11 protein-coding genes are annotated in these 12373 nt (G+C 43.1%); 4 read left to right on the forward strand and 7 right to left on the reverse strand.

The genetic code is table 11. The features are described 5' to 3' along the window. Positions 1 to 95: 95 nt before the first annotated feature. From ACZ48L_RS04380 to ACZ48L_RS04400, 5 genes are all read right to left on the reverse strand, one after another. Positions 96 to 1595: an ATP-dependent DNA helicase gene (locus ACZ48L_RS04380; protein ID WP_025791831.1), complete on the reverse strand. Its 1500-nt coding sequence runs from the start codon at positions 1593 to 1595 to the stop codon at positions 96 to 98. A 118-nt stretch (positions 1596 to 1713) separates the two neighbouring features. Beyond that, positions 1714 to 2583, reverse strand: a complete 870-nt coding sequence (locus ACZ48L_RS04385) for a DNA/RNA non-specific endonuclease (RefSeq protein WP_025791830.1) — start codon at positions 2581 to 2583, stop codon at positions 1714 to 1716. 45 nt (positions 2584 to 2628) lie between these two features. Further along, positions 2629 to 2976 carry a hypothetical protein gene (locus ACZ48L_RS04390; RefSeq protein WP_148295441.1) on the reverse strand — a complete coding sequence of 116 codons (348 nt, stop codon included), beginning with the start codon at positions 2974 to 2976 and terminating at the stop codon, positions 2629 to 2631. Positions 2977 to 3274: 298 nt separating this feature from the next. Continuing rightward, positions 3275 to 3997 (reverse strand): LrgB family protein, encoded by a 723-nt coding sequence (locus ACZ48L_RS04395; protein WP_148295445.1) that lies wholly within the window; start codon positions 3995 to 3997, stop codon positions 3275 to 3277. After that, positions 3997 to 4503 carry a CidA/LrgA family protein gene (locus tag ACZ48L_RS04400; RefSeq protein ID WP_025791826.1) on the reverse strand — a complete coding sequence of 169 codons (507 nt, stop codon included), beginning with the start codon at positions 4501 to 4503 and terminating at the stop codon, positions 3997 to 3999. The genes ACZ48L_RS04395 and ACZ48L_RS04400 overlap by 1 nt, the downstream gene beginning before the upstream one ends. A gap of 225 nt (positions 4504 to 4728) precedes the next feature. Here ACZ48L_RS04400 and ACZ48L_RS04405 point away from each other — a divergent pair, with 225 nt between their 5' ends. Further along, positions 4729 to 5541 carry a DUF3822 family protein gene (locus ACZ48L_RS04405; RefSeq protein WP_025791824.1) on the forward strand — a complete coding sequence of 271 codons (813 nt, stop codon included), beginning with the start codon at positions 4729 to 4731 and terminating at the stop codon, positions 5539 to 5541. Between the two features lie 15 nt (positions 5542 to 5556). After that, entirely contained in the window at positions 5557 to 6087 is a 531-nt protein-coding gene (gene rsmD / locus ACZ48L_RS04410) for a 16S rRNA (guanine(966)-N(2))-methyltransferase RsmD (RefSeq protein WP_008824037.1), read from the forward strand. 156 nt (positions 6088 to 6243) lie between these two features. Here the strand turns inward: rsmD and cls are convergent, their stop codons facing one another. Together cls and dnaG are read right to left on the reverse strand one after the other, a co-directional pair. Continuing rightward, positions 6244 to 7665 (reverse strand): cardiolipin synthase, encoded by a 1422-nt coding sequence (gene cls, locus ACZ48L_RS04415; protein WP_464722030.1) that lies wholly within the window; start codon positions 7663 to 7665, stop codon positions 6244 to 6246. A gap of 20 nt (positions 7666 to 7685) precedes the next feature. Further along, positions 7686 to 9614: a DNA primase gene (gene dnaG, locus ACZ48L_RS04420; protein WP_025791821.1), complete on the reverse strand. Its 1929-nt coding sequence runs from the start codon at positions 9612 to 9614 to the stop codon at positions 7686 to 7688. Positions 9615 to 10314: 700 nt separating this feature from the next. On the opposite strand from dnaG, the gene ACZ48L_RS04425 reads away from it, so the two are divergent. Further along, positions 10315 to 11184: an electron transfer flavoprotein subunit beta/FixA family protein gene (locus tag ACZ48L_RS04425; protein ID WP_025791819.1), complete on the forward strand. Its 870-nt coding sequence runs from the start codon at positions 10315 to 10317 to the stop codon at positions 11182 to 11184. Between the two features lie 161 nt (positions 11185 to 11345). After that, entirely contained in the window at positions 11346 to 12368 is a 1023-nt protein-coding gene (locus tag ACZ48L_RS04430) for an electron transfer flavoprotein subunit alpha/FixB family protein (RefSeq protein WP_025791817.1), read from the forward strand. The last annotated feature ends 5 nt before the right edge of the window (positions 12369 to 12373 follow it).

Genomic DNA, 12373 nt, shown 5'->3' on the forward strand with positions numbered 1-12373 from the left:
GAATGCAAAGTTAAACAAAAGTCTTGTTAACTTTCCACCTTTAATATATATTATATTACCATCGCATTGCTTCTCTGTCAGCATTTTGATTGAGCTTATTCAATCTGTGTTTTCGGCCAGTTTACAAGGTAAAGATGCTCCGTAGCACGTGTGAAAGCCGTGTAAAGCCAGTGGATATAATCAGGTGTGAGCATCTCATCTGTCATATATCCTTGGTCAAGATAGACATGTGCCCACTGCCCACCTTGTGCTTTATGGCACGTAATGGCATATCCGAACTTTACCTGTAGAGCATTGTAATAATCGTCTTCACGTAGCTTCTTCATACGATCAGCCTTCAAAGGGATGTCTGAATAGTCCTCCATCACACGCTGAAAGAGTTGCTCATTCTGCTCATGTGTTAGTGCCGGTGCCTCCGTTTTAAGCGTATCAAGAATCACAACCATATCTTCTTCAGTATTGTCGTAATCGGGAAATGACAAGGTAACATCGGCAAATCGGAATCCATATAACTCTCGAACGTTTCGCACGCGACGCACTGTTGCACGGTCACCATTGGCTATGAAGCCTCCGGCTATTCCTCCGAAAGAAGAGATATTTCTATGGGATGGATCCTTACCAGTCATCTCCCCTACAGCAGCTTGGGTTTTTCCTTGCTCGGAAGGGTTATGTGGGGCTTTATACTTATTCTTCACTACCATCAACATGTCACCCGTTGTCAACTCCTCTTCACGCCCGAGTACCATGTTACGAATCCCCTGATTAAAGATATTAGCCCGTTTATTGGAACGTGTTATGACCATTGTCTCGTCCATTCCTACCTCCGAATAGCTGGAAGCAAGACTCTCTATCAGTTCGTCACCAGGGACAACAGAGATATCAGCAAAGCCATTGAAGCGTATCTTGGGTAGTTGTGTTGCCTCATTATGGGTTATCATCTGACGAATAACAGTGGCATTATACAGGATTCCTGAGTCCTGACTTTGTCGCAACACCTCATTCAAATCGCATTCATAAACCGTCAGTCCGTATGCTCTCATCACATCTGCACGCAGAGCAGGACTCTCTTCTTCGCCCACAGGTGGCAACTGTGCCTTATCACCTATGAGTAACATACGACAGTTACGGTCGTTATAGACATACTGAACAAGGTCATCCAACAGGCAACCACTGCCGAAAGTACTGTTATTTGACGACAAACTAATCATGGAAGCCTCATCAACCATAAACAAACGGTCGCGGAAAAGATTAACATTCAGATTGAATTTACCATCCAATCCCGTGAAAGCCTTCTCACGATAGATACAACGATGGACTGTTGCTGCAGGTTGTCCGGAATTCTGTGAGAACACTTTTGCTGCCCTTCCTGTAGGTGCAAGGAGTGTGACCTTCTGCTTTAAATCCATCATTGTACGGACAATGGCACCAGCTAAGGATGTCTTACCAGTGCCGGCACTACCACGAAGAATCATCACACAACGCTCATCACGATCCGTCATGAAACGTGAAAAGATATCGGCAGCAAACATTTGGTCATCCGTAGGATTGAAAACAAAGTGCCTCAATACGTCATACATCAGTTCTTCGGTGAGCATTCTTTCTAAGAAGTTAGGGAGTTAAAGGGATAAAAGGACTTAAATGAGTGGAGGATTATTGGGAAAATGAAAGGGTGAAAGAATAGGAAATCAACTTTCAAAGTTCAAACCACAAAGTTCATTTCCATTCGGAATAATCAGCATAACGTTCCACACGCTGCTCTATATCATCAGGTAGTTTTGGGAAAAAGTTGATACCTGTAATGCGCTCCACCTCATCAACAGAGTTGACATAGTCGATCTTCTTATGCCCCTTTGCCGACACATTACGACAGATAAAACCTATCGCCTTTGGTTCTCCATCCATACAAAGTACCACTTTAAAGAATGCTTCAGGAACCTGAACCTTATTCATTCCAATCGTTTTATGCTTCTGATTGAAATAGATTGGCCCACAAACGATATACACATCACCGTAACGCTTTGCCCATTCACGGCACTGAACCTCTATAGTATTCCATAGTCCACTGTTCAATGCAGGATTCTGTGGACACACATTCGTCATCAGAAAGCTCTGTTCCATAGCCAACTGACTCCGGCGGTTGTCCCCTGCAGGACACATATGACCACGGTCGAAACCCGAACGCATATAGTCATACGTATCAACTCGTGGTTCTGGAACATCCTCATCGGCATGAAAAGTAATACCACTACGCTTTACCTTCCCTCCAGTATGGCTATCTGTCAAATGCCATGCCACCCAGTTGGGTGTCTTTGTATCCATATTATAAGAGGCGGTATAGCCCTCACGATGTAGCAGAAGAGACGGCACACCAGCTTTCCCCACCGGGATTTCAAGCTGATCCGCAGCTTTCTCATCAGCCGAAGAACTGTCCATAGACTCAGCTTCTTCAGACAACTGCGTTTCTGTACTACTAGAAAACGGGATATCTAAGGTCTTAACCTGTGTCTTTCCCCTATCCCCTTGGCATGCTATTGACAGTAAGGAGAACAAGAGAAAGAACACTTTCCATATATTCTTTCGCATTAGTCAGTTATTATATCGCTTATCATTAAAAAGGATTCATAAACATTAGTAACATCTTGAACACGCCCGATAACCTTCATTCTGTGCAGAACTTAAAGATATTCGAGAGTAATTTCCACGCCATAAAGCAGGACAAGAAGTTCTTGAATGATAGCATGAACCTGTCGGAGTGATATATACTGCCTGTCCGACGTTGGCAGAACGAGTGTATCCACGTCTACGATTCTCAAGTTTATGTGTCTTTGCACGTTGACGGGTTCTCCTACTTTTATGCTTCTTATGTTTCTTTATGCTGACATATTCTGTACTGTTTGTAGCCACTGTTTCATAAGTAAAACTACTTGTTCCTAACAGCATTGCTACCAGAAAGAGAAAAGAAAAATAATTCTTCATGCTTTGTTTATATTCGTTAATAATAGGGAAAACGTTTACAAAGTTAACGTTTTTCTCGAGTATCAATAACGTTTTCACAAAAAAGATAAATCTATCACTTACCGCTTAGGGGATAACAGAGAACTTAATTCAGACAGTCTATGATATATCTAATGACCTACAGGCAATTGACCAAGTCCAAAAAAAAATAAAAAAGACATCCTTCTGCAATGCAAAAGAATGTCTTTTCTATCTTCAAATAAAGCTCTTATAAATCTGCAAATAACTGCTTTACAGGTCAAAAACTTAGAAATAAGAATCAAATGATACCCATCAGGCGAAGCACTGTAGGTGTAAGCAGAGCCGTAAAGATACCATTCAACGTGATACCAAGGCTGGCAAAAGCTCCGTACTTACTGCTATATGCCATGGCTGTAGAAGCTCCTACGGCATGAGAAGCAGCTCCCATAGACAGTCCTTGGGCTATCGGACTGTTGACATGTCCCAAGGATAAAGCCTTGAAACCAACCAGTGCACCAATAATACCAGTAATGACAACGACAGCAGCCGTAAGAGAAGGGATACCTCCGAGGCTCTGTGTGACCTCCATTGCGATAGGTGTTGTGACAGACTTACTAGCCATTGAAAGAATAATAACATCTGATGCACCACAGAGTTTCGCCACTGTTACAACACTGACGATACCTACTAAACAACCGACAAGCTGTGACAAGACGATTGGAAGCCACAGACGTTTGATGGCATCAAGCTGCAAATAGAGAGGAACACCCAATGCTACGACAGCTGGTTTGAGCCAAAAATCGATGAGTTGTGCATCTGTTTTATAGATTTCAAACGATACTCCAGTTATCTTCAGATAAATAATGATGAGCACAATGGCTATCAAGATGGGGTTGAGAAGCATCCATCCTGTACGGCGTTGCAGACGTTTTATAAAGAAAAACACTGCAAATGTCAATGCTAAGATTACGTATTGGTTGGAGAAGATGTCTCTTCCCTGCTCAAATAAGTCTATATCCATCATGATTTTGCCTCCTCTTCATCTGTCAAATCCTCACCTCGCAAGGCCTTCACCTTCCGTAATTCTTCCTCTTCTACCAAGGTATCAAACTCATCTAAAGTCTCCTTCATCTCCTTTACCTTCGCTGCATGCGCACGATGATGCAGCAAGTCAAGTGCTGTCAGCTGGCGTTCAAGCTTGATAATCATCTGGTGCATCTGTCCCGTAACAACCAAAACGAGTACCGTACTGACCACTGTTGCCATAAGAATGGGGAACCATTCACGCTGGATAACATCCAAATAAAGAATCAAAGCCACCCCAGGTGGTACAAAGAAGAAGCCCAGATTGGCTATGAGGAGCTGTGAAAGCTTCTCTATCCACGACAGTTTCACCCATCCCACCTTAAGGAAAAAGGTTAGAAACAGCATACCAATAATACTGGACGGCAGCTTTATTCCTGTCGCCCATACAACAAATTCTCCCAATGCCAAGCACCCGAAGATGACGAAAAATTGTATTGCCATGTAAAATAGTTCTTATTCTCAACGACCTTTCAGTGGTTAAAAGAATAGTTTCGACTGCAAAATCATCTGCAAAGTTATTGCTTTTTTATGATAAACTCACACCATTAAAACCCTTTTTTACACTTTAGGGGAATCCATAAGAAGACATTTATCAAGAATTTAGCAAGGATAACTGAAAAAAAATGAGTAAGTTTGCAGACACATAAACAGTATGTTACACACATAATGGCAGACACAACAAACAATATCTCTGATAAGAAACTCCGCCTTACAATAAGGATTTGTAAGGACAACATGGCGTTTTCAGTGGGTGATCCACAAGAGAGTGGACAGCTCGTCTATGAGCCTTACCACATGAATGCTGGTATTTCAATAGCGGCTAACCTACGAGAAGCCTTTCATGTATCGGAGTTATTGCAGAGTGGATACAAACGTGTGCTGATTGAACTGGATGCTCCAGTGATGCTTGTGCCGACAGATGAGTATGCAGGGCAGGACGTCGAGGCTCTTTATCATCATACTTATCACCAGAATGGGAGCGAGGAAATTCTTTCCAGTGTACTACCCGATCTGAATGCCGTTGCGGTCTTCTCCATCAATAAAGACTTGAAACTAGTTATTGATGATCACTTTCAGGACATACGCATCCAGCCTCTCATGCAATCAGTATGGACCCATTGCTACCGGCGTTCTTTCTCTGGAACACGGCGAAAGCTGTATGCTTACTTCCATGAAAAGCAACTGGAGGTCTTTTGTTTCCAACAGAACCGTTTCCGATTCAGCAACTCTTTTGTTACGACACATGCTCATGACATACTCTATTATCTGCTTTACATCTGGAAACTAACGGGAATGGAGGCTGAGAAGGACGAGCTTTATCTCCTTGGAAGTATGCCTCATGAAGACTGGTTGACCACACAGATAAAGCAACATCTGCAGTATTGCAGGGTAATCAGCCCTGAAGCTGACTTCAATAATAATTCTATTGCAAAGCAAAAGAATATTCCTTACGACATGAAAGCAATCTATTTGGATTGATAAAGACAAGAAGAAATGAGAATCATCACAGGAAAATATAAAGGCAGACACTTTGATATTCCACGTACTTTCAAAGCTCGACCAACGACAGACTTCGCCAAAGAGAACATCTTTAACGTGATTAACGGGTACATTGATTGGGAGGATACAACGGCATTAGACCTATTTTCAGGTACGGGGAGCATATCATTAGAGCTTCTTTCACGTGGTTGTAAGCAAGTGGTAAGCGTTGAAAAGGACCGAGATCACGCTCGTTTCATCAGCCAATGTATGGAGAAAATAGGTGCAGAAGAGCATATATTAATAAAAGGTGACGTATTCCGATTCCTCAAAAGCTGCCATCAGAAGTTCGATCTCATCTTTGCCGATCCTCCTTATGCCCTTCCAGAGCTTTCAACAATCCCTGATCTCATCTTCCAACACGACTTATTGAAGGAAGATGGACTGCTTGTTTTCGAGCATGGCAAGCACAATGATTTCTCTTCTAACCCACATTTTATTGAACATAGAAGCTACGGTAGTGTGAACTTCTCATTGTTCAAATAAGACAACCGTCGGCCTCTTTTCTCAAAAAGGGTCGACGGTTTTTCTTGAAAAGGTCGACCCTTTTGACGAAAAAGGTCGACCTTTTTATGTGAGAGAACTTACTACCCTTTCTTCTCTCATCAATATTCCAACAAGAAAAGGGTATAAAAAAGAGCCTTAAAGTAACGGGCTCAACAGTCTTACTATCGACTCCCAAAGTCGCTGTAGGAATGGTCTGTCAGTAAGACTCCTCACATCTTCCAATGCAATACTCTCACTCTGATCACGAAGGAAGATTTCTTTTACCTCCTTAGCAATACTTTCATCATAGAAGAAAGCATTCGATTCAAAGGCGTTTTCAAAGCTACGGAAGTCCACATTCGTTGATCCTATTGTGGCAACAGCATCATCTGATACCAACAACTTTGAATGATTAAACCCTGCTTTATACAGGAAAACCTTCACACCAGCCTTGACTGTTTCCATGACATACGAACGTGAAGCCCACTCAACAATCTTTGTATCTGTCTTATAAGGTATCATCAAACGCACATCAACTCCCGACAAAGCAGCCGTTCGCATAGCAAAGAGAATAGGATCAGTAGGCAAGAAATAGGGGGTTTCCATATATACATAATGCTTTGCACTACACAGTACGCTTACATAACCTTGCTCTATTTCAGGCCAAAGACTCGTCGGACTGCTCGTGACAATCTGAGCCAAACAGTCGTTCTCCTCGGTTATTATCTCTGGATAATAGCTGCGGTCAGTTATCAAAGCCCTACATACGAAGAACCAATCCACCAAGAAAGCCCTTTGCAAACCATACACTGCCGCCCCCTTTATCTTCACATGTGTATCACGCCAAGCCTGCTTTCCTGTTCCTTTCACGTAGCGTTTCGCAATATTCATACCACCAATAAAGCCCACTTCACCATCAATGACGCAGATCTTACGGTGGTTTCGATAGTTCACCCTACTTGTCAGCACCGGAAAACGTACAGCCATGAAAGGGTGAGCCTCAATACCTTCAGCACGCATCTTGTCTATAAAACGCTCCTTCATACGCCATGAGCCCACGTCATCATAGATAATACGCACTTCAACTCCCTGTCGTGCCTTGTCTATAAGGGCGTCAGCGATGATGCGACCCAAGGGATCATTCTCAAATATAAACGTAATAAGATGGATGTGATGTTCTGCCTTTCCAATCTCCATCAACAAGGCTGGGAAGAACTCATAACCCGAGGTATAGATTTCCACCTTATTGTTTTTGAAAGGTAATGCCCAGTTCTGGTTCATGAAAAGACTGATAAGTGACCGATACTTACCAGGCAATTGCAAGCGTTTCTGCTCTGCAAACTCCAGCATAGAACGCTTTGTTAACTGGTCCATACTGTGCTGCCAGATCTTGCGTTCCTTACGTGTGTTCTGTCCAAAGAAGAAGTAAAGCACGATTCCAAGCATTGGTATAAACGTCAGCACCAGCATCCATGCCATCGTTTTGGCAGGCTGCCGGTTGTCCATCAGCACACGTATCATCGCTACAATGATGATAGTCGTGTAGAAGACGAGGGATATCCAATGGATGTAAATCATTTCTTTCCGTTCCTTCTCACTTATATAAGAATATCACTTCCTAACTTCTTAGCCAGCACGTTGCGCACGTCCTGTAGCTTCTTTATTTCCTCCATGATCTTCATCAGTTCTGCCATGTCCTTCGTTGTGGCCATCTGTGTCATCAGTTCCTTCAAATGATGGTCTATATAATCAAGTCGGAAATCCCCAATAAGATGCATCACCCGATCACGCAAGGTTGCCTCTGTCTCTTTCACCTGCAGACTCTCAGAGAGCTGGAACCTGTCAACACTTAACTTTACAGCCACCGATGCAATGTTCATATCAGCATGCTGGGTAAAGTATTCCTCTGCCTTAAACCCTTCTTCACCGCTATGTTCAACTGCTTCATTCAGCATTTGAGTAAAGATTGGGTTTGAAAAACACAGATTATCAAGTCCAAGGTCATAAGCTATATACTGTGCTACAGTCAGATTATACACCTGTCCTGTGGATTCATCCTTAGCATTTCGAATGATAATTTTATCTCCATCACGCACCACAGCCTGCATCAACATCTGCTCAACATGTGACACCATGTGGACAGGAGTAGACAGAGAAGAAGGCTTCTTCGTCTGTTCTTCCGCACGTTGTTGCTGCCATTCACGCGTTTGTTGCTCTCGATTGCTATGAATATTACGGTTCATCTGCTCCATCAGTGTACGTTCTGGAACACCAGTTCTGTTGGAACACTCACGAATATACGTATCACGGAGTATGGGATCTTTAATGACTGAGATGCTTTGTACAATAGAACCCACGGCTTCCGACCGCTTAACAGGATCTGTAACACCTTGCAACAAGACATTAATCTTAAAGACTATGAAGTCCGTCTGGTTCTCTTCAATGTACTGCCTGAAGCTTTCTGCACTATGACTGCGTGCGAATTCATCCGGATCTTTACCGTCTGGGAGCAACAGAACCTTTACGTTCATCCCCTCAGACAGTAGCATATCCGTTCCACGTAAGGCAGCATGTTTACCTGCTTCATCACCATCATAGAGCAAAACGATGTTTGATGTAAAGCGATGGAGCATGCGAATCTGATAAACAGAGAGTGCTGTTCCACTGTTGGCAACGACATTCTCTATACCACACTGGTGCATAGAGATAACATCCGTATAACCTTCCACCATATAGACAAGGTCATGTTTGGCTATAGCTTTCTTGGCTTGGAAGATTCCATACAGCTCTCTTTCCTTGTGATAGATAACACTATCGGGAGAATTGACGTACTTCTGACTGACACCTTTCGTACGAGAATCCAGTAAACGACCACCGAAAGCAGTCACCTTTCCACTCACACCGATCCATGGGAACATCACTCTACCGTTGAATCGGTCAATCAATTCGCCATTCTCACGTTCAAAGCAGAGTCCAGTCTTCACCAAAAAGTCTCGCTGATAGCCGCTTTTTAAGGCTGCATCAGCAAAGCTATGACGTCCCGAAAGGCAGAAACCCAACTGGAACTTACGAATAATATCATCCCGGAAACCACGACTGCGAAAGTATTGCATTCCTATCGCCATACCATCAACATCGTTGTGGAGGATATTCTCAAAGTACTTTGCAGCCCATTCGTTGACCAAGAACATTGATTCTCGCTCACTTTCCTGCTGCTTCTCCTCCGTTGACAGTTCCCGTTCATGCACTTCTATATGGTATTTGTTCGCAAGCCACTTCAAAGCTTCGGGATAAGTCATCTGCTCATGTTCCATTATGAACTTCACAACATTCCCTGCTGCTCCACATGAAAAGCACTTGTAAACACCTTTCACTGGACTAACAGAGAATGAAGGTGTACGGTCATCGTGAAAAGGACACAAGCCTTTATAGCTTGTTCCAGCCTTACGCAAAGAGACGAAATCGCTGACAACATCAACGATATTCGCCGCATCTAAAATCCTATCTACTGTTGGTCTGTCAATCATTGTGCTACAAAGATAGCATAAACAACGGATATGACAAAACAAGAACAGGAAAAAGATAAGGGCGAAAGGATACGAACAACAAGGAGAAAGTTGTCAAATAAGGATTCATCATTATGTAGCAAAGGATTTAAATAGGCTTACGTTATCATATAAGGTGAGATGAATTAGGAATAATGAAATAATCTTACAGTTTAAAGAACACAGAAAACTCTCAAACAAGAAAAATCCATCTTTTTCTCCATTTGTAACTTATACGTTATCAGACAGTTACAGATGGGCTTGCAAAAGGGCGTCTTTTACGTTGCAAAAGGGCACCTTTTACACATCAAAAGGGCATCTTTTACCACGCAAAAGGGCATCTTTTAGAATGCAAAAGACGCCCTTTTAAAATTCAACAAGGAATTCATTTTACAAAAAAGAGCACCTAAACCTTTATCACATCGTTAAACAACAGCTTCTTTTCCTTATATGACTTATCCTGTATTCACATGTACAACGTGGTATTTTCTCCCATTATCAGCTGTAGAGTTCCTTAGCATATAAGCATCAATACCTCATTCATAAAACATTCCAGAACAATGAAGCGAGGAGCTATTGGGTGGGACGTTTTTGTTTGTTTTATTTGTTCATGTTGCAAAAAAACAGTACTTTTGCCACCAATCACGTGACAGAAATTTCTAAATAACACATTATTATATTTATGAGTTTGAACATTGTTGTACTTGCCAAGCAGGTACCTGACACAAGAAACGTGGGAAAAGATGCCATGACAGCCGAGGGAACGGTGAACCGTGCTGCGCTGCCTGCTATCTTTAATCCCGAAGACCTAAACGCTTTGGAGCAGGCTCTGAGACTGAAAGAGCAGAATCCTGGCTCCACCGTAGGAATACTTACCATGGGACCTCCACGTGCTGGAGAGATCATTCGACAAGGACTTTATCGCGGTGCAGACACTGGTTGGTTGCTGACTGACCGTAAGTTTGCAGGTGCTGATACGCTCGCTACTTCTTATGCATTGGCTACTGCCGTGAAGAAGATCGGCAATGTGGATATTATCATTGGTGGTCGACAGGCTATTGATGGTGATACGGCACAGGTAGGACCACAGGTTGCACAGAAATTAGGGTTAAATCAGGTAACATACGCTGAAGAGATTCTGAAGATTGAGGACAGTAAGGCTACTATCCGTCGGCATATTGATGGTGGTGTTGAGACCGTTGTCGCTCCACTTCCAGTACTTATCACCGTAAATGGTACTGCTGCTCCAGCGCGTCCTTGCAATGCTAAGCTCGTAATGAAGTACAAGTACGCTACTTGTCCTATGGAACGTAAAGGCGATGAACCATGGTCGAACCTCTACGAGGAACGTCCTTACCTTACATTGAACCAATGGTCAGTTGCCGATGTGGATGGTGACGAGGTTCAATGTGGTCTATCTGGTTCACCAACCAAGGTTAAATCAGTTCAGAACATAGTCTTCCAAGCCAAAGAGAGCAAGACACTCACAGGCTCAGATGAGGATGTAGAAGGACTTATTAAGGAACTGTTAGGAGAGAAGATTATTGGTTAAAAGCCGCTCCCCCAACTCTTCTCTGCATAGAGAGGAAGGATAAAATGTTCTGTTAACGATTAACAAACATCATGGGAAGGCATCATATTAAAAAATAAATCCCCCAACAAGTGAGCATATCACACCGCTCTCCATTCGGAGAAGGGATGGGGGTGAAACCTATGAATAACGTATTTGTATATTGCGAAATAGAAGGAATCACCGTACAGGAGGTTTCACAAGAGCTGCTGACCAAGGGTCGTAAGCTCGCTAATGAGCTGGGTGTGGAACTCCATGCCATCGCTGCCGGTACTGGTATTAAGGGTAAGGTGGAGGATCAGATCCTACCTTACGGCGTTGACAAGCTCTTCGTTTTTGATGGTGAGGGACTCTTCCCTTACACCTCAGCACCTCATACAGACATCTTAGTGAACCTCTTCAAAGAGGAAAAGCCACAGATTTGTCTCATGGGTGCTACGGTTATCGGGCGTGATCTCGGCCCTCGTGTATCATCATCTCTAACCAGTGGTCTGACTGCTGATTGTACTCAACTTGAGATTGGAGACTATGATGACAAGAAAGCTGGCAAACATTATGAGAATCTTCTCTATCAGATTCGTCCTGCTTTCGGTGGTAACATTGTTGCAACGATCGTCAATCCAGATCATCGTCCACAGATGGCTACAGTTCGTTCGGGCGTGATGCAGAAAGCAATCTATGATGGTAAAGCCAAAGAAGAGGTTGTTTATCCTGATGTAACGAAGTATGTTCCAGAGATTGATTACGTGGTAAAGGTCATCGATCGTCACGTTGAAGCAGCACAGAACAACCTGAAAGGTGCACCAATCGTTGTTGCCGGAGGTTACGGTGTTGGTTCAAAAGAAGGGTTCGACTTGCTCTTCAAGCTCGCAAAGGAGCTTCACGGAGAAGTAGGAGCCAGCCGCGCTGCTGTTGATGCAGGCTGGGTTGACCATGATCGTCAGATTGGTCAGACAGGTGTTACAGTACATCCTAAGGTATACATAGCTTGTGGTATCTCTGGCCAGATACAACATATAGCTGGTATGCAGGACAGTGGTATCATCATTTCTATCAACAATGACCCTGATGCACCTATCAATGCCATTGCTGATTACGTCATCAATGGCACTGTAGAGGAAGTAGTTCCAAAGCTGATAAAGTATTATAAGCAAAACAGTAAGTAAAGAAA

It is taken from the genome of Prevotella histicola (genome assembly GCF_055385135.1).